Here is a 23,502-nt window from a genome sequence, read left to right as displayed (position 1 = left end):
GTCCTCCACCACGGCCGCATCGCCGCCGAAGGCACCGCCGACCAGCTCAAGCGCCGGATCCCCGGCGGCCACGTCCGCCTCCGCTTCACCCACCCCGACACCTATCGCAGCGCCTCCGACGCGCTGGGCGAGGCGACCCGGGACGACGAGGCACTGACGCTCCAGATCGCGAACGACGGCAGCCAGCGGGCGCTGCGCACGCTCCTCGACCGGCTGGACACGGCCGGCGTCGAGGCGGACGAACTCACCGTCCACACCCCCGACCTCGACGACGTCTTCTTCGCCCTCACCGCCACCACCGTCCCCGCCCAGCCGAAGGAGGCTGTCCGATGAGCACCCTCTCCCTCGCGGTCCGCGACTCGTCCACGATGCTCCGCCGCAACCTCCTGCACGCCCGCCGCTACCCCTCCCTCACCCTGAACCTGCTCCTCACGCCCGTGATGCTGCTCCTGCTCTTCGTCTACGTCTTCGGCGACGTGATGAGCGCCGGCACGGGCGGCGCGGACCGCTCCGACTACGTCGCCTACCTGGTGCCCGGTCTGCTCCTGATGACCATCGGCTCCACGGTGATCGGCACCGCGGTCTCGGTCTCCAACGACATGAGCGAGGGCATCATCGCCCGCTTCCGGACGATGGCGATCCACCGCCCGTCGGTCCTCGTCGGCCACGTCGTCGGCAGCATCCTCCAGTCGGTGGCGAGCGTCGTCCTCGTCGGCGCGGTGGGCGTGGCGATCGGCTTCCGCTCCACGGACGCCACCGCCCTGGAGTGGCTGGCCGCCTTCGGCCTCCTGGTCCTCTTCGCCACGGCGCTGACCTGGATCGCGGTCGGCATGGGCCTCGTCTCCCCGAACGCCGAGGCGGCGAGCAACAACGCCCTCCCGCTGATCTTCCTGCCGCTGATCTCCAGCGCCTTCGTGCCGATCGACTCGATGCCCGGCTGGTTCCGGCCGATCGCCGAGTACCAGCCCTTCACCCCCGCCATCGAGACCCTCCGCGGCCTCCTCCTCGGCACCGGGATCGGCCACAACGGCTGGCTCGCGGTGGCCTGGTGCGCCGGCCTGACCGTCCTCGGCTACGTCTGGTCGACGAAGACCTTCGCCAAGGACCCGGGGTAACCGGCGTGCCGGTCCCCACCGGCACCCGCCTCCCGCCCCCGGGGCGGCGCCTCCGACCCACCGTCGGGAAGCGCCGCCCCGCCGGCGTTCCCGGGGCGCTGTCAGTGGCCGCTGCCACGATGTCGGGGACCGAGCGCCACTGATCGAGGAAGGCACGCACGCCATGGGGACCTGGGACATCGGACCGTTCGACAACGACCACGCCGCCGACTTCTCGTACCGGGTGGACGCCGCGCCCGCGGAGAAGAAGGCGGAGGTGCTGCGCGCCGCCTTCCGGGAGGTGACGGGGACCGGGACGGAGTACCTGGACATGGACCTGTCGGTGGAGGCGATCGCGTCGGCCGCGCTGGTGGCGGCGCAGTGCCCGGGCGGCGAGCCGGTGACGACCTCGTACGGCCCGAAGGAGCCCCTGGGCGAGCTGCCGGTGTCCCTGCGGGCGGAGGCGGTGGCCGCGCTCGACCGGGTCCTCGCCGAGCCGTCCGAACTCCTGGAGCTGTGGGAGGAGTCGGACGGCGAGGAGTGGAAGGCGGGGGTGCGCGCGCTGCGGGGCGTGCTCGCGGGCGCCTGACCCGGAGCCCGGTCCGGACCGGGCGCCTGCGCTGGAGTTCCTTACGGGAACGGGGGGTTGCCGATGGACGGGACGACGTGGGGCCTGGTCGTGGAGACGACCGTGGGGATCGGGGAGCGGAAGCACGTGGAGGCCACCGTGGTGGCGCACGTGACCGGTTCGCGCGAGGAGGCCCTCGCGGAGCTGGAGCGCCGGGCGAGGAGCTACTCGCCGTCGCATCCGCTGAGCCCCCGGCGCAGCCGTCTGCTCCGGCAGGGGGACGGTTTCCTGCTCGTGGTGGACGGGGCCTGGCAGTCGTACGTCACCCGGTTCACGGTCGCGGAGCTGCTGGTGGACTCCGCCGCGCCCGCACCCGCCCCGGAGCCGGATCCCGGGCCGGTGGAGGAGCCGGTCGCGCGGGACGCCGACGGGATACCGGTCCGGCCCGCGTGGCTGGGCCGGACCGACCTGTCCTGAGCCTGACCGGACCGCCGGCGGTCCGGTCAGGCGCCGCCGCCGAGGGCACGGCGCAGACGGCTCCTGGAGGGCGGTCCGGCGGCGGGCGTCTCGCGGGCGTACTCCAGCTCCGCGACGGAGATCCGCTCGTGCGAGGTCTCGGTGACGGAGGCGCCGGCGGAGGCGTCCCAGGAGGCGGAGCCGGTCTCCACCAGCCAGTTCGTCGGGGAGGTCCGGAAGACGCGGCGACCCCGCTCCTCCGAGGGGTGGGTGCCGGTGCGGGCCAGTTCGGCGGCCCGCTCGATCGCCCGCTCCCGCCCGCCGTCCACGGGCAGCGTGGCGACGAGTTCCCACTCCCGGTGCGCGTAGGTGGTCCGCTCGACCAGGATCCACCACTCCCCGCCGCCGTCCATGCCGCTCCCCTCCGTCACGTCCGCGTCCGGCGCGCCCGAGCGTAGCCGACGGCTGCCGTCCGGCGCCCCAACCCCCGCGCGCCCCGCCCCTCTTGGACTTCCGGGCGAATCCTTGGATCCTCCGCCGGTCGGCGGGACACCGGCCCCGCCCGGACCCGATCATGGCCCCATGAACGACGAGACCCCGCCCCTCCCCCTCGCCCTGGAATGGGTGACCGCCCCCGCGTCCTGGTCGCTGGAGGACGACGTCCTGACCGTCACCTCCGGCGCCCGCACCGACCTGTTCACCGATCCGCTGGACGGCACCCGGCGGCAGGACGCGGCGCTCGCGCTGACCGTGCCGCCGGACGGGGACTGGCAGTGGTCGGCCCGGGTGCGGGCCGGGCTGCGGGACGCGTGGGACGCCGGCGCGCTCGTCGTCCACGCCGACGTCGACCACTGGGCCAAGCTCACCTTCGAGCGGGCCCCCGACGGGACCCCCGGCGTCTTCTCCGTCGTGACCCGCGGCCGCTCCGACGACGCGATCGCCGCGCCCGTCGCCGTGGACGCGCTGTGGCTGCGGATCAGCCGGACCGGCGAGCGCTTCGCCTTCCACTCCTCCGAGGACGGGAAGCGGTGGAGCCTGGTGCGGCAGTTCGCCCTCGGTGCGCCCGGCCCGGTGCGGGTCGGGCTCGCCGCCCAGTCGCCCGTCGGCGAGGGCTGCCGGGCCGGCTTCGACGACCTCCGCCTCGTCCCGACGACCCTGGAGCACCTGTTCGACGGACGGTGAGGCGTCCGCGCGCTACGCTCCCGCCCATGACGAGCGGCGGAGCGTGGCGCGCGGAGGCCGTCGGCCACCGGAGGACCGAGGGGGAGCCGCCGTACGAGCGCGGCCCGCGCCCCGGCGAACCCCTCGCCCGGCGCGGCGGGTTCGCCGTCCACGGCGCGGTGGGCTCGGTCCGTGCGACCGACGGCGGCCGCACCCTGTGGACCCGCTCCTTCGCCGGCCGCCCCCACGCGGCGCACCTCTCCGGCGGCCGGGTCCTCGTCACGACCGACTCCCTGGAGTACACGCCGTGGGGCCACCTCGGCCCCGCGCTCCTCCTCGACCTCGCCGACGGCCGCCTCGTCGCCACCCTGCGCGGCGCGACCGGGGCCGCCCTCGGCGGCGGCCGCTTCCTGCTGGGCCTGGAGGGGTACGACGTCTTCGAGACCGTCGCGTACGACCGGGACGGCACCGAGACGGACCGCTGGGCCTCCTACGGGCACTACGTCGTCGGCACGGGCGTCCGCGTGGTCGAGGCCGACCGGCGGACCCCGACCTCCAACCGGGTCGTCCGGCTCCTGCCCGGCGGCGTCGTCACCCCCGGACCGAAGCTGAGCGACTCCCTGCCGCCGGAACCGGTCGTCCTCCCGGACGGCACCCTCCTCGTCCTCGACGGCGGCGCGATCCACGCGGTGGGACGCGGCCTCGACCGGACGGTCCTCGCGGAGCTGCGGCCCCACGAGGACGCCCGCGCGATCCGCACCCTCCGCAGGGACGGCGACCGCCTCGTCGCCGTGATCGCGGAACCCCGCGCGGCCGGCACGGCCCGCTGGACCGTCGACACCTGGACCTTCCGGCTCACCTCCCGCGGCGCCGGTTCCTGACCGCCAGGACGACGGAGGCGACCGTCAGTCCCACGGCGGCGACGGCGAGGACGAGCAGCCCCGGGTTCACCCACGCGGGCACGATCTCCTCCCCCGCGCAGACGAGGCTCACCGGCAGCGCGGAGCTGGAGTCCGGCACCGCCATGTGCCCCGCCTTGAACCAGCAGGCGTCCTCCGGCTGGAGGAAGGGCATGTACGAGAGCCCGTACAGGTGCAGCGCCCCGCCGAGCAGGTACGCGAGCAGCGCGAGCCACGCGGCCTTGCGGGCGGCCGAGCGCGGCGGCCGGACCGCCGGACGCCGGTCCCGCCGCGCCTCCCGGACGGTGATCCACGCCCACGTCGGCAGGAAGACGGCGAGGATCACCATCCCTATGAGGGTCACCGCCGCTCAGCCCCCGACGCGCCCCTCGGCGGCGGCCCGCACGAACGCGGTGAACGCGGCGGCGGTGGCGAGGAGGGCGGGGCCTTCGGGATCCTTGGAGTCACGGACGGCGACGTGAGCGCTGAGATCGGCGACCTCGACGCAGTCGCCGCCCGTGTTGCCGCTGTACGAGGACTTACGCCAAGGCGCGCGGTTCAGATCCGCGTTGGTCCCCATAACGTTCCTCCATCACACGCAAGATCAGTTCCGCCGAATCCTCCACGGAGAGGGCGGAGGCCTGCAAGCCAGCGTAACGAAGTGCAGCTTCCTTGACGGTCTCCGGATTGGCCGTAGTGTGCCCTGCGATGAGGTCCTCCGTGTAGACGACGTCGGGATCGTCGTCGAAGCGCAGCAAGTTGAACGAGCCGATGAGGCTGGCGTTTTCACCGGCCGCAAAGGGAAGCACCTGCACACGGACCCAACGCTGGTCGGCGAAGCTCAACAGGCGGTCCAGTTGGGTTCGCATGACAGCGCACCCACCCATGGGGCGGAGCAAGGCCGCTTCGTCCAGGACGACCCAGATCAAGGGCGGGTTCGCCCTGCTGACAATCCGCTGGCGCTCCAGCCGGGCAGCGACAAGGTCCTCCAAGTTGTCGGGGAGACCGGTCGCCAGCACCGCACGCGCATACCCCTCCGTCTGGAGCAACCCGTAAACCATCTGCGACTGGTACGTCGAGATGTACGTCGCCTTCGCCTCCAGCTCCGCGTACGCCTGGAACCACGTCGGCAGCTGGCTCTTCAGCACCAGTCCCACCAGCCGCGTGAACAGGCCGCCCGTCATCAGCGCCGCGTCCAGCCGCTCCGAGAACTCGCGGGTGGGAACCTTCTTCGCCGTCTCTATCTGGCCCACGAGGGACGCCGTGCAGAAGAGGATCGAGCCCAACTGCGCCTGGTTGAGCCCGGCCTCCTCTCTCAGGCGGCGGAGTTCCGAACCGTAGTAGTCCAGCGGCGAGGCACTCGGATCCAGGTTGCGGATGTTGACCACGGCGAGGTCACCCCCAAGGTCACAGAGCGAGGCGTTGCATTCGGGCCGTAGCCGAGCGTAACCACCCCCGCCCACTCTGGTGGCATGAATGACGCAACCGACCTTCATCCCGAGGCACTTGAGGCCGGCTACCGCATGGGGTTCACCGTGGGTGAGCACTCCGCTCGCCACATGCGCCGCATCCTCCGCATGTTCCTCGCGCGGTGGGGGCTCGACCACCTGGGCGAGCCGTCGACGCTCGCGCTGACGGAGCTCGTCGCGAACGTCGTGCGGCACGTGCCGGGGCGGCGCTGCGCGGTGCTGATCCTGCGGGAGCCGTACGGGCTGCGGGTGGAGGTCGCGGACGGCGTGCCCGGCGCGCTCCACGCGAAGGCGCCCGCGGCGGAGGCGGAGGGCGGGCGGGGGCTGGTGCTGGTGGAGGGGGTGACGGACCGGTGGGGGGTGGAGGAGCGGCGGGACGGGAAGACGGTGTGGTTCGAGTGCGACGCGTAGGGCACGATGGGCGCCCGTACCGACGTACTACTCGCCAGTAGGAGACCGCCATGTCCGAGCCCAGTGCCGAGATCCTCGCCGCCTTCGAGGCCGCGAAGGGGTTCATGCCCGCCGGGGAGGGCCTGGCCCTGTACGCGGCGGCGGCCGAGGCGGGGAAGCTGGGGCTGCCGCTCCTGGAGGTCGGCACCTACTGCGGGCGGTCGACGATCCTGCTGGCGGACGCGGCGCGGGAGGCGGGGACGGTCGCGGTGACGGTGGACCACCACCGGGGCAGCGAGGAGCAGCAGCCGGGGTGGGAGTACCACGACCCGACGGTGGTGGACCCGGAGGTGGGCGCGATGGACACGCTGCCGACCTTCCGGCGGACGCTGCGGAGGGCGGGCCTGGAGGAGCACGTGATCGCGGTGGTCGGGCGCAGCCCGCAGGTCGCGAGGGTGTGGGGCGGGGAGCTGGGACTGGTCTTCATCGACGGCGGGCACACCGACGAGCACGCGACGAACGACTACGAGGGCTGGGCCCCCAAGGTCGCCCCCGGGGGCCTGCTCGTCATCCACGACGTCTTCCCGGACCCGGCGGACGGCGGCCAGGCGCCGTACCGGATCTACCTGCGCGCGCTGGAGTCCGGGGACTTCGAGGAGGTCTCGGTCACGGACTCGCTGCGGGTGCTGCGCCGGGTCTCCTGAGGCCCCGGGGCCGTGTGGGTCACTTGCGCCAGAAGAGGTGGTGGGTGACCCCGCTGGGGCTGGGGACGACGTCGAGGTGGAAGCGGTCGGTCAGCTCCTCGGGCGAGTCCCAGAGCCTGAGGCCGGTGCCGGCCTCCACCGGGGAGACGGCGACGTGGAGGGTGTCGACGAGGTCGGCGTCGAGGAACTCGCGGACCGTCGTGACGCCGCCGCCGAGCCGGACGTCCTTGCCCTCCGCCGCCTCCTTCGCCCGCGCCAGCGCGGTCGCCGGGTCGGCGTCGAGGAAGTGGAAGGTGGTGTCGGAGAGCGTGAAGGACGGGCGCTCGTGGTGGGTGAGGACGAAGACCGGGGTGTGGAACGGCGGCTCCTCGCCCCACCAGCCCTTCCACTCCTCGTCGCGCCAGGGGCCGCGCTGGGGGCCGAACTTGTTGCGGCCCATGATCTCGGCGCCGATGCCGTGGTGGAAGTCGCGGGCCAGGTGATCGTCCAGGCCCCGGCTGCCGCCGGGGCCGGTGCGGTGGGGCCAGCCGGCGGTCGCCTCGCACCAGGCGAAGAGCCGGTCCGGATCGACGTGACCGAAGGGGCGCTCCAGGGTCTGGTCCTCGCCCGCGGCGACGCCGTCGGCGGTGACGTTGAAGCTCTGGACCTTCAGGAGCTGGGGGCGGTGGCCGGCGGTCATGGGATGCCTCCTCGTTCGGGTGTTCCGGAGTCATGACCGCCCGGGCGCCGGAAACTCATCGCCGGAGGAGACGCGTGAGGGTGACGCCGTTCGGGAAGGCGGTCCGCTCGGCGGCCTCGAAGGCCGTGGGGTCGAAGGCGCCGTCGACGACGGGGAGGCCGGCGCCCGCGATCACGGGGTAGCTCTTGACGACGAGTTCGTCGATCTCCGGGAGGAGCGCGCCGGCGAGCCGGCCGCCGCCGCAGAGCCAGAGGTCGAGCGCCCCGTCGGCGCCCTCGCGCTTGAGCCGCCGGACGAGGCCGACCGGGTCGCCGGGGACGACGGTGACGGCCGGATCGGCGGCTCCGCCGCCCGCGAGGGTGGCCGACACGACGTACTGGCGCAGGTGCGGGTAGGGGCTGGCGAGGCCGGCGTCGGCGGCGAGCCGGTAGGTGGCGCCGCCCATGAGGACGGTGTCGAAGCGCCGGCGGGGGACGCCGTCGAGGCCGGCGGCGGTGCGGAGGCCGGCCGGGACGGTCTCCGGGTAGAGGGCGTTGACGCCGTCGGCGTAGGAGGCGGCCTGCGCCTCGTCCCCGACGGGGAAGAAGTCGGCCTGCCCGTCGGGGCCCGCGATGCGGCCGTCGAGGGTGACACCGATGTAATAGACGAGTTTCCGCACGCTTGTGACCACTCCATTCGTAGTACTCTCAGTGAAGTGGCATGAACGTAGTACTACGGATGGAGTGGTGTCAATGGCGAGACGGAACGAGGAGCGGCGCGCCGCGCTGGTGGACGCCGCGATCGAGGTGCTGGCCCGCGAGGGCGCGCGGGGGCTGACCTTCCGGGCCGTCGACACGGAGGCCGGGGTGCCGACCGGGACCGCGTCCAACTACTTCGCCAACCGCGACGACCTGCTCACCCAGGCCGGGGCCCGCGTCTACGAACGGCTCCAGCCCGACGAGGCGACCGTGGAGGAGACCCGGACGGCGCCCCGCGACAAGGCGACCTACACCCGGATCATGCGGGACCTGGTCGTCCGCGTCTCGTCCTTCCGCACCGGGTACCTCGCCCTGCTCGAACTGCGCCTGGAGGCCACCCGCCGGCCCGCACTCCGCTCGATCCTCACCGAGCGGGTGCGCGCCGACGTCGAGCAGAACGTGGCCTTCCACGAGGCGTCCGGGCTCCCCGGCGACGCCACCGCCGTCAAGCTGCTGATGCTCACCCTGAACTGGCTGATCGTGGAGCAGCTGACCCTCCCCGACGTCTTCCCGGAGGAGGAGCGGGACGCGCTGGTGGCGGCCGCCGTGGACCGGATCGTCTTCGCGGACCGGTAGGACGCCGGGGCTAGAAGAGCCCCGAGGTCACGTAGAGGCAGTTGGTGTAGTCGTAGCCGGGCTCGATCTTCGCCTTGCTGGTCTTGGTGTCGCCGGCGGTGGAGAAACCGGAACCGGCCCGCTTCTGGAGCATGTGGTACGTCCCCGCGGGCAGCTCGATCGTCACCTTCGGGTACTTCGAGGACGCGCCGGAGCAGGGCTTGAAGCCCGCCCGGAGCGTCTCGCCGCGCTGGTAGGTGCTGCATCCGCCGCAGGCCTTCAGGGTGATCTTGCCGGTGACCGGGCCGGTGTAGAGGAGCTCGACCGCGTCCGGGGCGTCGTTGCTGATGACCATCGTCATGCGGGCGCCGCCGGGCGCCGACGCCGCGGGCAGCCTCTTCCCCGCCTCCGGCTCCTCCTCGGCGATCTGTGCCGCGATCGCGATGGAGCGGGCGTGGGCCGCCTGCTCGCCGTCCGGATAGTCCTTGACGTAGCCGTTCATGGTCTCGACGGCCTTGGCGAACTGCTCGTTGCCGAACTGCTGGGTGCCGCAGGCGAAGACGCCCCTGCGGACGCCCCGGTCGGCCTCCGCCCGGGTCGCCTCCAGCCTCAGGGTGGTGAGCGCCCCGGCGGTGGAGCGCAGGGCGCGCAGCTGCTCGGTGGTGGTGCAGTGGTCGCCGCCGGCGGCGCCGAGCGAGCCCACGCGGGTGCGGACCGCGTCGCCGACGGCCGTCCCCGCCTTCTCCGTGTACGGCGAGCGCGGGAAGGACGTGGCGAGCTCGCCGAGGTTGCTCTCGGCGGTCGGCGCGGTGGACCGGCCCAGCGCGGCCGCGCCGCACTCGTACAGCGAGTGGGCCAACGGCTCCTCGACACCCGCCGGGCGGTCGCCGAGGAGTGCCTCGTCCACGAGGGACGGGAGCGTGTGCAGGTGCTTGAGCGGGGCCAGGGCCTCGCAGTAGCTCTTGCTCGCGTACGGGGCGGCGACGGCCTTGTAGTAGGCGTCGAGGCGGGCCGGGACGAGCTTCCCGGCCCGCGAGGCCGCGTGCGCGGTCCCGAGGTCCTCGTACTCCTCCAGGGCCTTGCGGTAGTCCTCCCGGGAGGACTCGTAGGCCTGGCCCTCGTGCGCGGCCACCAGCGCGTCGGCGGCGGCGAGCCGGGCGAGGAGGGCCTGCTGGCGGGCCTCCTCGCGGGCGTCCGCGTGCGCCCCCGCGTAGGCGACGGCGCCGCCGACGGGCGCGGCGAGCAGCACGACGGCGAGCGGCAGCGCCAGGCGGCGGACCGTGGTGCCGAAGGAGATCCGGGCGCGCAGGCCGCGGCGGGCCCCGTCGGCCCCGACGGCCAGCAGGAAGGCGCCGTAGCCGACGAGCAGGCCCGTGGGCACGCCGTCCGCGTCGGCGGGCAGCGCCGCCAGGAGCAGACCCGCCGTGGCCGCCCAGCAGAGCGCCGCGCTCACCCAGTGCCGGAGCGCGACGTAGCCGAGCCCGAGGCAGGACAGGTTCAGCAGCGCGACCAGGACCGCCTGGAGCGGCCGCGCCTCTCCGCCGGGCGCGGGACCGGGCGGCCCGGGCGGACCCGTGGGAGGCGGCGGCACGGCCCCGTCCCACCCCGGTCCCGCCCCGAACCCTCCGGAAGGCGGCTCGCCCCCTCCGGGAGGCGGCCCGAAACCACCGGCACCACCGGGGTCACCGGCGCCGCCGAAACCACCCGGGGCCCCGGCACCGGCCGGACCGCCGAAGGCTCCGGGACCCGCCGGGCCCGCCGGGCCTCCAGGGGCTGCGGGGCTCGCGGGCTCGCCCGGGCCGCCGGCGGCACCGAACGCGCCGCCCACGGCCGGGGAGCCGGCCGGTCCGGCCTGGCCCGCGGGCGCCGCAGCACCGGCGGGAGCCGTGGAGCCGGCGGGCGTGAGGGAGCCGGCGGGAGCCGTGGAGCCAGAAGACGCCGTGGAGCCGGCGGGAGCCGGCGGTGCCGCGGCCCCCGCCTCTCCCGTCGCCCCCGCCTCTCCCGTCGCTCCCGTCGCTCCCGCCGCTCCCGAGGGGTCCGCGGACCCGTGGGAGCCGCCGTTCTGCGGCGCCTCCCAGGGCGCCGGGCCGCCGGCGGGCGCGGGCAGCCTGAAGGAGCCGGTGGCGGAGGCGTCCGTACCACCGGACCCGGGCGGGCCGAAGGCACCCGCGCCGGCGGTACCGGTGCCCGGCCCGGCGGACGCCGGGGCGCCGGGCGCGCCGTCCCCGCCGGGCCCCGGGGAGCCGAAGGCCCCCGCACCGGCCGAGCCGGTACCGGTGCCCGGCACGGCCGGGGCGTCCGCACCACCGGGCCCCGGCGGGCCGAAGGCACCGCCGGGCGCGCCCGCGTCCGAGGGCGGTGTGCCGGGCGCGGCGCCCGCGCCGTCGGCCGGGGCGCGGCCCCGGCTCGGGCGCATCACGATCGTCCCGGCGGAGCCGACGGATCCGTCGGAGACGGGCGGGCCGGCCGGCGGCACGGCGTCGGCCACCGGCTTGCCGAGGTCGATCCGCGCCGGCGGCACGACCGGCCGCGCGTCCTGCGGTGTCGCCTCGACCGACCGGGCGTCCTGCGGGGCCGCTCCCGCAGGGCGCGCGTCCTGCGGTGGCACGGTCGGCCGGGTGTCCTGCGGAGCCGCCGCAGCGGGTCGGGCGTCCTGCGGTGTCGTCGATTCCGGGCGCGCGTCGTTCGGGTCTTCCCCCGCCACGGTTCCCCCTCGTGGTCCAGGCGCGGTGACTCCGCCACCGCCGCTTCTTGGACCTACCCTTCCCCCGCGCCGGACACGCGTCCAGCGGATTGCGGGAGCGGTGACCCAGCCGGTACATCCGGTCCGTGGTTTCGGCCGGCGGAGGGCCTAGAGTCGCGGGGTGCCGTACGACCACAGGAACCCCGTGACCCGCTCCGCGACCGCCGCCCTCGCCGCCGCCGTCTGCTGTGCCGCCCTCGCCGGGTGCGGCGCCTCCCCCGAGGCCGCGCAGGGCACCCGGGGGCCCGCCGCGGCGGACTCGGCCTCCTCCCCGGCCCCGGCCGGCACCCCCTCGGGCACACCGGCCGGCACCGCGTCCGGCACGGCGGGCGGAGCGGGGCGGCCGCTCGCCGGGCGGACCGTCGTCGTCGACCCGGGGCACAATCCGGGGAACTTCCGGCACGCGCGGGAGATCGGCGAGAAGGTGGACATCGGCACCGCCCGCAAGGAGTGCGACACCACCGGGACCGCGACGAACGCGCCGGGCGGCGGGGACGCCTACACCGAGGCGGCCTTCACGCTCGACGTCTCGCACCGGCTGCGGGAACTGCTGGAGGCGCGCGGCGCCACCGTGGTCCTGACGCACGACGCCGACCGCCCGTACGGCCCCTGCATCGACGAGCGGGCCCGGATCGGGAACGAGGCGGCGGCGGACGCGGTCGTCTCCGTCCACGCGGACGGCTCGGCGACCGGCGACCGCGGCTTCCACGTGATCGTGCCCGCGAAGGTGAAGGAGGGCGCCGCGGACACCGGCCCGATCGTGGGCCCGTCGCGCGCGCTGGGCGAGCGGATCGTCGCGGGATTCCGCCGGGCCACCGGCACCTCCCCCGCCAACTACCTCGGCGGCGGAACCGGGTTGGACGTCCGCTCCGATCTCGGCGGCCTCAATCTCTCAACCGTGCCCAAGGTCTTCGTCGAATGCGGCAATATGCGTGATCCGAAGGACGCCGCACTGCTGACGTCCGGGGTGTGGCGGCAGAAGGCGGCCCAGGGCATCGCCGACGGCATCGTGACCTACCTCGAGGGGTAGAACCCGCGAGCGATAGATTCGCTCCGTACGATGGGGCCGCCCCCGTGCCAAGAACCGGCGCCTGCCCGACGCGACGACGACCCGACGAAGGACTCCTTACGTGAATATCCGCTCCCTCACCCGAGGCGATGGCGTGCTGATCGGTGCTGCGGTGGTGCTGTTCATCGCCTCGTTCCTGGGCACCTCCAGCTGCGACGGTCCCGCGTCGATCTGTGACCAGATCGACATCCCGAACTCGTGGGAGGCCTCCCCGCTCGGCTGGGGTGCCTTCTTCCTCGGCCTCGCGGGCGCGGCGCTCGTCGTCGTCTCCCACGGCCTGCCGCAGCCGCGCAAGGTCCTGGGCCTGGAGCTCGGCCAGGTCGGCGCCTCCTTCACGATCGCCGCGGCGTGGACCCTGCTCATGTGGGTCTTCGAGGCGAACAGCGCCGGCGCCGGCCTGATCCTCGGCCTGATCGCCTCGCTCGTCCTGGCCGGCGCCGCGGTCGCCGCCCCGATGGTCCCGGCCCTGAAGGCCCCGCTCGTCGGCGCCCCGCGCCCGCAGACCCCGCAGCCGTACGGCGCCCAGCCCGGCCAGCCGGGCGTGCCCGGCGGCGGCTACGGCTACCCGGGCGTCCAGCAGGGCCAGCCCTACCCGGCCCCGCACGACGCCTCGCAGGGCGGCCAGCCGTTCGGCCAGCAGCAGCCCGCCGCGCAGCAGCAGCCGGCCCCGGCGCAGGGCGGTTCGGACTTCACCGCGTTCTGGTTCGCCGTGCCGGTCGCCCGCCCGCTGTACGCGGAGGACGGCTCCGGCTCGCAGATCGCCGAACTGGCCCCCGGCACCTGGTACCTGGCGGTCGAGCAGCGCGGCCAGGCGCTGATCGCGCAGACGCAGGACGGGCGCCGCGGCGTCCTCCAGGACTCCACGGGCATCCAGCGCGGCTAGGTCCGCGCCCGTCCGTCGCGGCGGCCCCCCGACCGGAAGTCCTTCCGGTCGGGGGGCCGCTGCCGTACAGTCCCCCGGAACCCGATCTGACAGGTCGTCAGAATCAGAAGGGAGTCCGGTCATGCGCCTGGGACTCGCACTCGGCTACTGGGGCCGCGGCCCCTCCCCCGCCCACCTGGAGCTCGCGCGCGAGGCGGAGCGGCTGGGCTACGACTCGGTGTGGACGGCGGAGGCCTGGGGCTCGGACGCCTTCACCGCCCTCACCTGGATCGCCGCGCACACCGACCGGATCGGACTCGGGACGGCGGTGGCCCAGATGGCCGCCCGCACGCCGACCGCGACGGCGATGCAGGCGCTGACCCTCGACCACCTGTCGGGCGGCCGGATGCGGCTCGGCCTCGGACTCTCCGGGCCGCAGGTGGTGGAGGGCTGGTACGGCCGCCCCTTCCCCCGCTCCCCGCTGACCGCCACCCGCGAGTACGTGGAGGTGATCCGCCAGGTGCTGCGCCGCGAGGCGCCGGTGCGCCTCGACGGGCGCCACTACTCCTTCCCGTACGCCGGCGAGGACGGCACCGGCCTCGGCCGGCCCCTCAAGCCGATCACCCACCCGCTCCGCGCGGACCTGCCCGTGCTGCTGGGCGCGGAGGGGCCGAGGAACATCGCGCAGACGCTGGAGATCGCCGACGGCTGGCTGCCGCTCTACTGGTCGCCCACCCGCTGGCGGGAGGTGTACGCCCTCCCGGAGCGGCTCCCGGACGGCTTCCGGGTCGCCCCGATGGTCCGCGCCCAGGTCTGCGACGACGTGACGAAGGGCCTGCTGCCGGTCAAGGCGATGCTCGGCTTCTACATCGGCGGCATGGGGCACGCGACCCGCAACTTCCACGCCGACCTGATGGCGCGCATGGGGTACGAGGCGGAGGCCCGCCACGTCCAGGGCCTCTTCGCCGAGGGGCGCCGCGAGGAGGCCGTCCTCGCCGTCCCGGACGCCTTCGCCGACGAGATCTCCCTGGTCGGCCCCCGCGAGCGGATCGCGGAACGGCTCGCCGACTGGCGGACGGGCCCGGTGACGGAGCTGCTGGTGACCGCGCCCGACCGGGAGACCCTGCGGACCCTGGCGGAACTGAACGGCTGACCGCGCTCCGGGCGTGTCCGTCGCGCCCTCGCCGGGCCGCCCGTTCCCGGCCGACCCCGACGCGGTGGAGCGGCTGCGCACCGGCGCGCCGCTCAACCCGCTGCGGGACGGGGGCCTGGTGTGCACCGGCGGCGCGGAGGGGTACGCGGACCGCCCGGCGCCGGCCGGCCCGGCCGCCGTCCCCGCGTGAGGCGCGCCGGCTCAGCCGCCGCCGAGCTGGGAGGCCGAGGGGACCTTGTCGACGACCTCGGCGCCGGCCGACTTCCCGGCGTCCTTGATGCCGTTGATGACGCCCTCCAGGCCGCCCACGTCCGCGGCGTCGATCTCGCCCTTGCGGAGCTTGGTCCCCAGCTCCTTCAGGGACTCGATGCCGGCGGAGAGCGGGGCCACCGCCTTGGAGAGCAGCGGGTCGCCCTTGGCGTTGTTCACCGCGGCCTTGAGCCGGTTGTAGGTGAAGGCGCCCGCGAGTCCGGCCTTGACGAGCGCGAAGGTGCGCCCGTCCGCGCCCTTCTTGAACGTGCCCGCCCGGTAGGGCTTCACGATCCACTGGTAGGCGGCGCCGGCGGCGAGCCCGGCGTTCGCGACGAACCGGGTCTTGGCGAGCTTCTGCTGCTCGAAGGTGCTCGACGCCGAGGGGCTGGAGGCCGTGCTCACGCTCTGGGTGGTGTCGGCCCCGCACGCGGCCGTGGTGAACAGCAGCGCGCAGGACATCAGCAGCGCGGCGACGCCGCGGGTCAGGCTTCTGGGCACAGCGGAACCTCCCTGGGGACTGGTTCCGCCAGCCTCACCCGCCCCCCGGCGCCCCGCCATCCGGGTGCCCCGACCGGGTGCGCCCGGTCACTCCCCGCAGCAGTCGGGGTCCAGGCCGACCGGGAGGGTCTCGCCGCCGAAGACGGCGACGGTGGCCTGTTCGCCGCCGAGCGCCGCGACGGCGAGGAGGAGGGAGCCCGCCGTCCAGGTGGTCTGCTCCTCGGGCCAGACGGCCGGCTCGTGGCCGTCCGCCCCCTCGTAGACGTACCCCGTCCAGTAGAGGCCGTTCGCGGCCCGCAGGTGGCCGATGTCCTGGAGGACGGTGAGGGCGCGGTCGGACTCGCCCGTGGCCCAGAGGGCGAGGGCGAGCTCGCAGCTCTCGCCGCCGGTGACCCACGGGTTGGGGACGACGCAGCGGACGCCGAGGCCGGGGACGACGAACTCGTCCCAGCGGCCGTCGATGCGGGCCTTGGCCTCGGCGCCGGTGACGGCGCCGCCGAGGACCGGGTAGTACCAGTCCATCGAGTAGCGCGCCTTGTCGAGGAAGCGCTCGGGGTGGCGCCGGATCGCGTGGGCGAGGGCGCCGGCCGCCAGCTCCCAGTCGGGCTGCGGTTCCTCGCGGGCGTCGGCGACGGCGAGGGCGCAGCGCAGCGCGTGGTGGACCGAGGAGGAGCCGGTGAGGAGGGCGTCGGCGACGGGGGTGCCGTCGGCCTCGCGCTTCCAGCCGATCTGGCCGCCGGGCTGCTGGAGACCGAGGACGAACTCGACCGCCGCGTAGACGACCGGCCACATCCGGTCGAGGAAGGCGTCGTCGCCGGTCGACAGGTAGTGGTGCCAGACGCCGACGGCTATGTACGCGGTGAAGTTGGACTCCTTGCCGCGGTCGGTGACGTCGTCCGGGTCGCCGTCCTGGTAGGCCGCGTACCAGGAGCCGTCGGCGTTCTGGTGGCGGGCGAGCCAGGCGTAGGCGCGGGCCGCGGCCTCGTGCTCGCCGGCCGCGTCCAGGGCCATGGCGGCCTCGGTGTGGTCCCACGGGTCGAGGTGGTGGCCCCGGAACCACGGGATGGCGCCGTCCTCGCGCTGGGCGGCGAGGATGCCCGCGACGGTGCCGGCGGCCTGCTCGGCGGTGAGCACCCCGGGCAGGACGAGGTGCTCGGCGATCCGCTCGGGAGAGGTCACCGGGCCGCGTCCGCGGTGGCGGCACCGTCGGTGGCGGCGGCCTTCGGGAGGTGGGGCTTGGTGGCGTAGGCGACGAAGCTCTTGCCGACGACCGGGTTGAGCAGCTGCTCGGCGACCCGGGTCAGGGCGGGCTTCTTCATGATGTCCCAGACCAGGAGCTTGTGGTACGCCCGGACCGGCAGCGCCTTGTCGTTGTCGACGCCGAAGGCGCACTTCAGCCACCAGTACGGCGCGTGGAGGGCGTGCGCGTGGTGGGTGCCGTACGGCTTGAGGCCGGCCTGGCGGATCTTGGACAGCAGCTCGTCCGCCTTGTAGATGCGGATGTGGCCGCCCTCGACCTCGTGGTACGCGTCGGAGAGCGCCCAGCAGATCTTCTCGGGGCCGTAGCGGGGGACGGTGATCGCGATCCGGCCGCCCGGCTTGAGGACGCGGACCATCTCGGCGAGCACGCCCTTGTCGTCCGGGATGTGCTCCATGACCTCGGAGATGATGACGACGTCGAAGGACTCGTCGGGGAAGGGCAGGTTGAGCGCGTCGCCCTCCATCGCCGTGGCGGTGGCGCCGGCCGGGGCCTCGCCGGCCTCCTTCATGGCGGCGAACCACTTGGCGACCTCGCGGATCTCCTCGCCGTTCCGGTCGAGGGCCACGACCTGGGCGCCGCGCCGGTAGCACTCGAAGGCGTGCCGGCCCGCACCGCAGCCCAGATCGAGCACGCGGTCGCCGGGGGCGAGCGGGAAGCGGGTGAAGTCGACGGTCAGCACGGGGTCTGCCCTTCCGAGTGGCGGGTGCGGGGGGGTGCGCGGAGCGCGGGGGGATCGGCGGTCAGCGGCGGCGGGCGCCCTGGCGGGCCAGGGCCTCCCGGTAGAGCTCGGCGGTGCCCTGGGCCGCGCGGGCCCAGGTGAAGCGGTCCAGGACCCGGGCGCGGCCCGCGGCGCCGAGGCGGGCCCGCAGCTCGGGGTCGCCGAGCATCCGGTCGAGCGCGGCGGCCAGCGCGCCCGCGTCGCCGGTCGGCACGGCGAGGCAGGTCTCGCCGTCGGGTCCGGCGACCTCGGGGATCGCGCCGCCGGTGGTGGCGACGAGCGGGGTGCCGGTGGCCATGCCCTCGGCGGCGGGCAGCGAGAAGCCCTCGTAGAGGGAGGGGACGCAGGCGACCTCGGCGGAGCGGTAGAGGTCGACGAGCTCGGCGTCGCTGATGCCCTTGACGAAGCGGACGGCGCCGTCGAGTCCGTACCGCTCGATGGCCTGGGCGACGGGGCCGTCCTCGGCTCGCTTGCCGACGACGACGAGGTGCGCGTCGGGCCGCTCGGTGCGGAGCTTGGCCAGCGCCTCGATGAGGAAGACCAGGCCCTTGAGGGGGACGTCGGCGCTGGAGGTGGTGACGATCCGGCCGGGGACCTCGGCGACCGACGGGTCCGGGGACCACAGCTCGGTGTCGGCTCCGATGTGCACGACGCGGATCCGGTCCTCGCGGACGCCGAGGTGCTCGACGATCTCCTGGCGGGAGGTGCCGGAGACGGTGAGGACGGACGGGAGCCGGCGGGCCACCCGCTTCTGCATGCGGGTGAAGCCGTACCAGCGGCGGACGGAGGCGCGGCGCTTCCAGTCGGCGGCGGCGTCGAGCTCCAGCTGCCGGTCGACGGTGATGGGGTGGTGGATCGTGGTGACCAGCGGGGCGCCGAGCGCGCGGGGTCCGCCGAGGAGGCCGTACCCGAGGGTCTGGTTGTCGTGGACGACGTCGAAGTCGCCGGCGCGGGCGGCGAGGGTGCGCCGGGCCCGCAGCGAGAAGGTCAGCGGCTCGGGGAAGCCGCCGGTCCACATGGTGGCGACCTCCAGCGCGTCGATCCAGTCCCGGTACTCCTCGCGCTTCGGCGTCCGGAAGGGGTCGGGCTGGCGGTAGAGGTCGAGGCTGGCGATCTCGCTGAGCGTGACGCCCTCGTCGAGGGTCGGGTACGGCTGCGAGCCGAAGACCTCGACGGTGTGGCCCAGCCGGGCCAGCTCGCGGGAGAGGTGGCGGACGTAGACGCCCTGGCCGCCGCAGAAGGGGTTCCCCTTGTACGTGAGGAGAGCGATCCGCAACGGACCGTCACCGGACGGGGCGGCACCCTGTCGGGGGCTTGCCTCTATGGCCTCAGCGGTCATGCGCGACCCCCTTCGAACGTGCGTTTCGCGCGAGCGTAACCGCTCGCGCTAATGTAGAACAAGTTACAGACTTGATCGTTCTCGACACCCCTCGAACCTTCGAGAGGCACCGAATCTACCGGCAGGTAGCTTCCGTGTGAGTGCCGGACCAGGTGATTCGCGCCACCCGGCCGCGGAGGTTCGCGCCACGGCCGTCCTCCGCCATACTGGCGCTCCCCACCGCACGGAACGGGACCCCGATGACCGCAGAGAGCAGAGCGGACCACCGCCCCTCCGCCACGCCGCCGCTGACGGAGCGACAGGAGGCGCGCCGGCGCCGCATCCTCGACGCCAGCGCCCAGCTCGCCGCCCGCGGCGGCTTCGACGCGGTGCAGATGCGGGAGGTCGCGGAGGCGGCCGGGGTCGCCCTCGGCACGCTCTACCGCTACTTCCCCTCCAAGGTGCACCTGCTCGTCGCGACCATGCAGGACCAGCTCCAGCACATGCACACCACGCTCAGGAAGCGGCCCCCCGGCGGCGCCGCCCCCGCCGAGCGGGTCGCGGAGACCCTGATGCGGGCCTTCCGCGCCCTCCAGCGCGAACCGCAGCTCGCCGACGCGATGGTCCGGGCGCTGACCTTCGCCGACCGCAGCGTCAGCCCCGAGGTCGACACGGTCTCGCGGCTGACGACGGCGATCATCCTGGACGCGATGGGTGCCGCGCAGCCGACGCCGGAACAGCTCTCGGCCGTCCGCGTCATCGAGCACACCTGGCACTCGGCCCTCATCACCTGGCTCTCGGGGCGCGCCTCGATCGCCCAGGTGAAGATCGACATCGAGACGGTCTGCCGCCTGATCGACCTGACGGCCCCGGAGCGGACCGCCGCCCGTCAGTGACCGGCGTCCTCCTCGGCCCCGTCGCCGGAGAGGAGGGCGGCCTCCTGCTCGGTGAACTGCTGCACGCACGCGTCCTCCGTGGCGGTGAAGGAGAGGATGTCCACCCCCAGCGCACGCGAGGGGTTGTACCGGGCGCGGAGGGTCCATCCCTCCTTCTCGAGCACGACCCGCACCGCGGTGCCGTCGCCCTTCTCGCCGACCGGCTGCTCGAACCGCTTCCCCGACTCCTTCCGGCCCACACCGGCCGGCCCCGTCAGGGTCCTGTCGCACTTCCCGCGCGCACCGTCCACGGGAGGGCCGACGTACTGCCGGCCGGTGGAGCGGGCGGCGGCGCGCACGGCGAGCCGCTCCCGCTCCGTCGCCGGGCTCGCCGTGCCGGTCTCCTCCCCCGGCCCCGGCAGCTCCGACTCCGGCATCCCCGCGCCGTCGACGGCCGTCCGGATCTCGCTCCGCACGGCGTCCCGGCCGAAGCCCGCGGCCTCCCCGGCGGCGGCCCCGCACCCGGCGGCGAGCGGGATCGCCATCGCCAGGGCCGCCGAAGCGGCCCGTCCCTCGCCCTGCACGCGCGCCCCCTCCCAGGTCACGGGGCCGGTCGCCCCGCGATCAGGGGAGGAGGGTGCCACGGCCGCCGACGGGCCGCCCCCGGGCGGAGCGCCCCTCGGACGAGGCGCTCCCGGGCGGGGCGCTCCCCCGGCGGGCTACTCCTCCGGCGGGTACACCGGCTCCCCGCCGTCGGCGAGGGTGAGGAGGATGGCCTCGACCGGACAGCCCTCCGCCGCCGCGAGCAGGCGCTCGCCCGCGTCGGCCTCGGGGGCCGTCGGATGGGACTGGCGGGCGGTGTCGAGGCGGAAGCCGTCCGGGGCGTGGTTCACGCACATGCCCGAGCCGATGCAGACGCCCCGGTCGACCTCCACGTGCCAGCGGTCGCCCATCAGTGGTCCCCGTAGCCGGCCGGCAGGTGGATCATCTTGTGCTCCAGGTACTCGGAGAGCCCCTCGGGACCGAACTCGCGGCCCAGGCCGGAGTTCTTGTAGCCGCCGAAGGGGCCGAGCATGTCGAGGCTGAAGGTGTTGACGTTGAAGGTGCCGGTGCGGACCTGCCGGGCGAAGTCGACGCCGTGCTCGACGTCGCCGGTCCAGACGCTCCCGCTGAGGCCGTACTCGGAGTCGTTCGCGATCCGCAGGGCCTCGGCCTCGTCCCCGTACGGCAGGAGGCAGACGACCGGGCCGAAGATCTCCTCGCGGGCGATCCGCATGGAGTTGTCGACGTCGCCGAAGAGGGTCGGCTCGACGTACCAGCCGCGGTCGAGGCCGTCGGGGCGGCCGCCGCCGGTGAGGAGCTTCGCGCCCTCCGCCTGCCCGATGCCGATGTAGTCGAGCGAGCGCTGCTGCTGGCGGCGGGCGACGAGCGGGCCGAGCTGGGTGGCCGGGTCGAGCGGGTCGCCGACGACGAGCGCGGAGGCCGCGGCGGACAGCGCCTCGGCGATCTCCTCGTACCGGGAGCGCGGGGCGAGGATCCGGGTCTGGGCCACGCACGCCTGCCCGTTGTTCATCCAGGCGGCCGGGACGATCCCGGCGACGGCGGTGGCCACGTCGGCGTCCGGGAGGATCACCGCGGCCGACTTGCCGCCGAGTTCGAGGGTGACGCGGGTGAGGTTGCGGGAGGCGACCTCCATCACCCGCCTGCCGGCGGCGACCGAGCCGGTGAAGGAGACCTTGTCGACGCCGGGGTGCCCGACCAGGTACTCGCTGACCTCGCGGTCGGCGGGCAGGATCGACAGCACGCCCTCGGGCAGCCCGGCCTCGGCGGCGATCTCGCCGAGGAGGTACGAGTCGAGCGGCGACTCCGGCGAGGGCTTGAGCACCGCGGTGCAGCCGGCGAGCAGCGCCGGACCCAGCTTGGCGGCGGCGGTGAACTGCGGCACGTTCCACGGCACGACGGCGGCGACCACCCCGACCGGCTCGCGCCGCACCAGGAGCGGGCCGAGGACCCCGTCGCGCCGCTCCTCGAAGACGAAGCCGCGGGCCACCGTGATCGCCGAGTCCCACACCATCATCGCGCCGAGCGCCTGGGCGAGGACGGACCAGGAGTACGGGGAGCCGTTCTGCGCGCTGATCGAGCGGGCCAGCTCCTCGTGCCGGACGGCGATGGCGTCCTTGATCCGGGAGACGACCTCGATCCGCTCCTCCAGGCCCATCCGCGGCCAGGGCCCCTCGTCGAAGGCCCGGCGGGCGGCCGCGACGGCCCGGTCGACGTCGGCGCGGGAGGCGTGCGGGACGCGTCCGATGACCTCCTCGGTGTGCGGCGAGACCACCTCGATGGCGGCGTCGCCGAGGGGATCGGTCAACTCCCCGCCGATGAACAGCTTTCCGTGCTCCACCAGCTCGGTCATGCCGGTCGCCTCCCGGGAGTATCTGACGATGTTTCAGAACTGATATCAGTTCTAGTTATACTTGGCCATACCCAGGACCGAACCGGCCCGACCAGCGGCTTTCCCGCCGTCACGCCGCCCGGGCCGCCCGGGCCGTCCGACGGGACGGACGGCGGCCCGCGCGCTCCGGGCCCCGCCCGCGATCCGGGCCGTCGGCCCCCGAACCCCGCCCGCCGACGGGCGGGTCCTACGCTGTGAGCCGCGCCCGCCGCACGGTCCCGGTCCTCGCACACCGGTGACCGACGGCGGCCGCACCCGTCTCCACAGCGCGGCAGGGGCGCACGGCGTCCCCCTGCCGCCCCGCCTCCGGAGGACTTGTGCGACGCGGCGAAGTCTGGTGGGTCCTGTTCGACGAGCGGAGGCCGGTCGTCCTGCTGTCGGGGGACGACGCGTCCGGGATCCGGGTGATGCAGGTCGTCGCCCCGGCCGGCGTCGACCTCGCCGGCCTCGGCATCGAGGTGACGGTCGGCACCGCCGAGGGACTGCCCTTCGAGGGCGTGCTGCGGCTCGCGCTCCCGCGCCCGGGCCTCGCCCCGTGCACGTGGCCGACCACGGTGTCCCGGGACGACCTGCTGGAGCGGGCGGCCGCCCTGCCCCCGGCGAAGCTCGACGGGATCGACGACGCCCTCCGCCTCGCCGGACAGGCACGGGAACCGGCACCCGCGACGGCGCGGGCGGTCCCGGGCGGGAGCGGTCCGGCCCGGGCCGCCCTGTAGCGTCCTTCCGGTGGATCCCGACCTCTTCGGCGACGTGCCCGACGGCCTGACCGGCCGCGCCCGGGCCTTCGTCCGGGCGCACGGGGTCAAGGTCGGCGTCAGGCACGCCGAGGACCACAGACGGTGGTGGCTCGAACGGGACGTCCCGGCGGCGGTCGTCGACCGGATGGCGGCGCACCAGGAACGCCGGGGCGGCCTGGTCCTCCCTCCCGCGTCCCGGTACGAGGGCGGCCCGAGGCACCTCGCCGCGGACTCCCCCGAGGGCTCCGGATCCGGAGGATGGTGGTTCGAGGCCGGGACGCAGAGGAGCTCGGTCCCGTACGGGTTCAGGATCGGGCCGTCCGGCGAGTTCGGCATCCGCTCGGACCGGTGGGTGCCCCTCCGCGCCACCGTCGAGGGCTGGGTGGAGTCCCTCGCGCCGGCCCGCCACGCCTCCCTGTGGGCGGAGCGGATCGTCAAGGTCACCGGCGACGACGTCGGCGGCGTCGTGCCGGACGGGTTCGAGCCGGTGCCCGAGGCGAGGGGACTGGCCGACACCTGGTGGCGAGGAGCCGACTCGCCGGTGGCGGTCCACACGGGCGAGGCCGAGGCCCTCCCCTTCCCCCGGGGCCGCACCGCGCTGGTCTCTTCCGGCTCGGACGAGTGGGGCCTGCGAGGAGGCGTCGAGGACGGCGCCGGCCGAGAACGCCGGGAGCGGGCACCCGCGCACCGCGCCCGCCCGGCCCGCCGGCCGCGCGACGGGGGGCCGGGGGTGGCCGGCGACAACCGGCGGCGGCTCCCGGACCCGGTCCGCCGGAGGGGCGATCCGGCGCACCGCGGATCGTTCTGACGGATAGTCAGTTCTGGCTATGATGGGCAACAGCCTTACCGCGC

General features: G+C 74.8%; 29 protein-coding genes and 1 pseudogene. 16 read left to right on the top strand and 14 right to left on the bottom strand.

Annotated features, from left to right (window positions below):
* From IE287_RS27265 to IE287_RS27250, 4 genes and pseudogenes are all read left to right on the top strand, one after another.
* A pseudogene (locus IE287_RS27265) lies at positions 1 to 333 on the top strand (ATP-binding protein DrrA1-3 family domain-containing protein); the annotation flags it as partial.
* Positions 330 to 1,115, top strand: coding sequence for an ABC transporter permease (locus IE287_RS27260; protein WP_189851851.1), 786 nt, complete (start codon positions 330 to 332; stop codon positions 1,113 to 1,115). The pseudogene IE287_RS27265 and the gene IE287_RS27260, both read left to right, overlap by 4 nt.
* 163 nt (positions 1,116 to 1,278) lie before the next feature.
* Positions 1,279 to 1,683 carry a DUF4259 domain-containing protein gene (locus IE287_RS27255; protein ID WP_189851850.1) on the top strand — a complete coding sequence of 135 codons (405 nt, stop codon included), beginning with the start codon at positions 1,279 to 1,281 and terminating at the stop codon, positions 1,681 to 1,683.
* Positions 1,684 to 1,746: 63 nt separating this feature from the next.
* A complete protein-coding gene (locus IE287_RS27250) occupies positions 1,747 to 2,139 on the top strand; it encodes a hypothetical protein (protein ID WP_189851849.1) in 393 nt (130 codons plus the stop codon).
* Between the two features lie 26 nt (positions 2,140 to 2,165).
* Here the strand turns inward: IE287_RS27250 and IE287_RS27245 are convergent, their stop codons facing one another.
* Positions 2,166 to 2,549: a hypothetical protein gene (locus IE287_RS27245; RefSeq protein WP_189851848.1), complete on the bottom strand. Its 384-nt coding sequence runs from the start codon at positions 2,547 to 2,549 to the stop codon at positions 2,166 to 2,168.
* A 151-nt stretch (positions 2,550 to 2,700) separates the two neighbouring features.
* Between IE287_RS27245 and IE287_RS27240 the strand changes: the two genes are divergently transcribed.
* A complete protein-coding gene (locus IE287_RS27240) occupies positions 2,701 to 3,300 on the top strand; it encodes a DUF1349 domain-containing protein (protein ID WP_189851847.1) in 600 nt (199 codons plus the stop codon).
* Between the two features lie 26 nt (positions 3,301 to 3,326).
* The gene (locus IE287_RS27235) at positions 3,327 to 4,160 is read left to right on the top strand and encodes a hypothetical protein (RefSeq protein ID WP_189851846.1); all 834 of its coding nucleotides are present in this window, start codon (positions 3,327 to 3,329) and stop codon (positions 4,158 to 4,160) included.
* Here the strand turns inward: IE287_RS27235 and IE287_RS27230 are convergent.
* From IE287_RS27230 to IE287_RS27220, 3 genes are read right to left on the bottom strand one after another with little or no spacing between them, the layout of a single operon-like run.
* Positions 4,135 to 4,527: a hypothetical protein gene (locus IE287_RS27230; RefSeq protein WP_189851845.1), complete on the bottom strand. Its 393-nt coding sequence runs from the start codon at positions 4,525 to 4,527 to the stop codon at positions 4,135 to 4,137. The genes IE287_RS27235 and IE287_RS27230 overlap by 26 nt on opposite strands.
* 21 nt (positions 4,528 to 4,548) lie before the next feature.
* Positions 4,549 to 4,758, bottom strand: coding sequence for a DUF397 domain-containing protein (locus IE287_RS27225; protein WP_189851844.1), 210 nt, complete (start codon positions 4,756 to 4,758; stop codon positions 4,549 to 4,551).
* Positions 4,718 to 5,566: a helix-turn-helix domain-containing protein gene (locus IE287_RS27220; protein WP_189851843.1), complete on the bottom strand. Its 849-nt coding sequence runs from the start codon at positions 5,564 to 5,566 to the stop codon at positions 4,718 to 4,720. The genes IE287_RS27225 and IE287_RS27220 overlap by 41 nt, the downstream gene beginning before the upstream one ends.
* Positions 5,567 to 5,650: 84 nt before the next feature.
* Here IE287_RS27220 and IE287_RS27215 point away from each other — a divergent pair, with 84 nt between their 5' ends.
* Complete coding sequence (locus IE287_RS27215; RefSeq protein WP_229883774.1) at positions 5,651 to 6,058, top strand: ATP-binding protein; 408 nt, start codon at positions 5,651 to 5,653, stop codon at positions 6,056 to 6,058.
* A 50-nt stretch (positions 6,059 to 6,108) separates the two neighbouring features.
* A complete protein-coding gene (locus IE287_RS27210; RefSeq protein WP_189851842.1) occupies positions 6,109 to 6,741 on the top strand; it encodes a class I SAM-dependent methyltransferase in 633 nt (210 codons plus the stop codon).
* 19 nt (positions 6,742 to 6,760) lie between these two features.
* Here the strand turns inward: IE287_RS27210 and IE287_RS27205 are convergent, their stop codons facing one another.
* Together IE287_RS27205 and IE287_RS27200 are read right to left on the bottom strand one after the other, a co-directional pair.
* Entirely contained in the window at positions 6,761 to 7,420 is a 660-nt protein-coding gene (locus IE287_RS27205) for a dihydrofolate reductase family protein (protein WP_189851841.1), read from the bottom strand.
* Between the two features lie 55 nt (positions 7,421 to 7,475).
* Positions 7,476 to 8,078 carry a dihydrofolate reductase family protein gene (locus tag IE287_RS27200; protein WP_189851840.1) on the bottom strand — a complete coding sequence of 201 codons (603 nt, stop codon included), beginning with the start codon at positions 8,076 to 8,078 and terminating at the stop codon, positions 7,476 to 7,478.
* Positions 8,079 to 8,151: 73 nt separating this feature from the next.
* Here IE287_RS27200 and IE287_RS27195 point away from each other — a divergent pair, with 73 nt between their 5' ends.
* Positions 8,152 to 8,733 carry a TetR/AcrR family transcriptional regulator gene (locus IE287_RS27195; protein ID WP_189851839.1) on the top strand — a complete coding sequence of 194 codons (582 nt, stop codon included), beginning with the start codon at positions 8,152 to 8,154 and terminating at the stop codon, positions 8,731 to 8,733.
* Between the two features lie 10 nt (positions 8,734 to 8,743).
* Here IE287_RS27195 and IE287_RS27190 read toward each other — a convergent pair whose 3' ends face one another.
* The gene (locus IE287_RS27190; RefSeq protein ID WP_229883773.1) at positions 8,744 to 10,303 is read right to left on the bottom strand and encodes a hypothetical protein; all 1,560 of its coding nucleotides are present in this window, start codon (positions 10,301 to 10,303) and stop codon (positions 8,744 to 8,746) included.
* Between the two features lie 1,273 nt (positions 10,304 to 11,576).
* Between IE287_RS27190 and IE287_RS27185 the strand changes: the two genes are divergently transcribed.
* From IE287_RS27185 to IE287_RS27170, 4 genes are all read left to right on the top strand, one after another.
* A complete protein-coding gene (locus IE287_RS27185) occupies positions 11,577 to 12,485 on the top strand; it encodes an N-acetylmuramoyl-L-alanine amidase (RefSeq protein WP_189851838.1) in 909 nt (302 codons plus the stop codon).
* 100 nt (positions 12,486 to 12,585) lie between these two features.
* Positions 12,586 to 13,407, top strand: a complete 822-nt coding sequence (locus tag IE287_RS27180; RefSeq protein ID WP_189851837.1) for a DUF5336 domain-containing protein — start codon at positions 12,586 to 12,588, stop codon at positions 13,405 to 13,407.
* A gap of 121 nt (positions 13,408 to 13,528) precedes the next feature.
* Positions 13,529 to 14,539: an LLM class F420-dependent oxidoreductase gene (locus tag IE287_RS27175; RefSeq protein WP_189851836.1), complete on the top strand. Its 1,011-nt coding sequence runs from the start codon at positions 13,529 to 13,531 to the stop codon at positions 14,537 to 14,539.
* Positions 14,540 to 14,552: 13 nt separating this feature from the next.
* A complete protein-coding gene (locus IE287_RS27170; protein ID WP_189851835.1) occupies positions 14,553 to 14,729 on the top strand; it encodes a hypothetical protein in 177 nt (58 codons plus the stop codon).
* Between the two features lie 11 nt (positions 14,730 to 14,740).
* Here IE287_RS27170 and IE287_RS27165 read toward each other — a convergent pair whose 3' ends face one another.
* The 4 genes from IE287_RS27165 to IE287_RS27150 all read right to left on the bottom strand — a co-directional run bounded on the left by IE287_RS27165 (position 14,741) and on the right by IE287_RS27150 (position 18,607).
* Positions 14,741 to 15,289 carry a hypothetical protein gene (locus IE287_RS27165; protein ID WP_189851834.1) on the bottom strand — a complete coding sequence of 183 codons (549 nt, stop codon included), beginning with the start codon at positions 15,287 to 15,289 and terminating at the stop codon, positions 14,741 to 14,743.
* An 87-nt stretch (positions 15,290 to 15,376) separates the two neighbouring features.
* Entirely contained in the window at positions 15,377 to 16,468 is a 1,092-nt protein-coding gene (locus IE287_RS27160) for a prenyltransferase/squalene oxidase repeat-containing protein (RefSeq protein ID WP_189851833.1), read from the bottom strand.
* Positions 16,465 to 17,229 carry a class I SAM-dependent methyltransferase gene (locus tag IE287_RS27155; protein WP_189851832.1) on the bottom strand — a complete coding sequence of 255 codons (765 nt, stop codon included), beginning with the start codon at positions 17,227 to 17,229 and terminating at the stop codon, positions 16,465 to 16,467. The genes IE287_RS27160 and IE287_RS27155 overlap by 4 nt, the downstream gene beginning before the upstream one ends.
* A 61-nt stretch (positions 17,230 to 17,290) precedes the next feature.
* Positions 17,291 to 18,607 (bottom strand): glycosyltransferase family 4 protein, encoded by a 1,317-nt coding sequence (locus IE287_RS27150; protein WP_189851831.1) that lies wholly within the window; start codon positions 18,605 to 18,607, stop codon positions 17,291 to 17,293.
* A 239-nt stretch (positions 18,608 to 18,846) separates the two neighbouring features.
* Here IE287_RS27150 and IE287_RS27145 point away from each other — a divergent pair, with 239 nt between their 5' ends.
* Positions 18,847 to 19,482 carry a TetR family transcriptional regulator gene (locus IE287_RS27145; protein WP_189851830.1) on the top strand — a complete coding sequence of 212 codons (636 nt, stop codon included), beginning with the start codon at positions 18,847 to 18,849 and terminating at the stop codon, positions 19,480 to 19,482.
* Here IE287_RS27145 and IE287_RS27140 read toward each other — a convergent pair.
* The 3 genes from IE287_RS27140 to IE287_RS27130 form a co-directional block, all read right to left on the bottom strand.
* Positions 19,476 to 20,045 carry a hypothetical protein gene (locus IE287_RS27140; RefSeq protein WP_189851829.1) on the bottom strand — a complete coding sequence of 190 codons (570 nt, stop codon included), beginning with the start codon at positions 20,043 to 20,045 and terminating at the stop codon, positions 19,476 to 19,478. The two genes, IE287_RS27145 and IE287_RS27140, sit on opposite strands and share 7 nt — an antisense overlap.
* A gap of 135 nt (positions 20,046 to 20,180) precedes the next feature.
* Entirely contained in the window at positions 20,181 to 20,414 is a 234-nt protein-coding gene (locus IE287_RS27135) for a ferredoxin (protein ID WP_189851828.1), read from the bottom strand.
* Positions 20,414 to 21,874, bottom strand: coding sequence for an aldehyde dehydrogenase (locus tag IE287_RS27130; protein ID WP_189851827.1), 1,461 nt, complete (start codon positions 21,872 to 21,874; stop codon positions 20,414 to 20,416). Before IE287_RS27130 ends, IE287_RS27135 begins: the two co-directional genes overlap by 1 nt.
* A gap of 356 nt (positions 21,875 to 22,230) precedes the next feature.
* On the opposite strand from IE287_RS27130, the gene IE287_RS27125 reads away from it, so the two are divergent.
* Together IE287_RS27125 and IE287_RS27120 are read left to right on the top strand one after the other, a co-directional pair.
* Positions 22,231 to 22,629, top strand: a complete 399-nt coding sequence (locus IE287_RS27125) for a putative type II toxin-antitoxin system PemK/MazF family toxin (RefSeq protein ID WP_189851826.1) — start codon at positions 22,231 to 22,233, stop codon at positions 22,627 to 22,629.
* Positions 22,630 to 22,639: 10 nt separating this feature from the next.
* Positions 22,640 to 23,458 carry a hypothetical protein gene (locus tag IE287_RS27120; protein WP_229883772.1) on the top strand — a complete coding sequence of 273 codons (819 nt, stop codon included), beginning with the start codon at positions 22,640 to 22,642 and terminating at the stop codon, positions 23,456 to 23,458.
* The last annotated feature ends 44 nt before the right edge of the window (positions 23,459 to 23,502 follow it).

Origin of the sequence: Streptomyces omiyaensis (genome assembly GCF_014650895.1) — a bacterium.
Lineage (GTDB): Bacteria > Actinomycetota > Actinomycetes > Streptomycetales > Streptomycetaceae > Streptomyces > Streptomyces omiyaensis.
The sequence above is the reverse complement of the archived record's forward strand: the minus strand, read 5'-3'. Positions and strand labels throughout refer to the sequence as shown.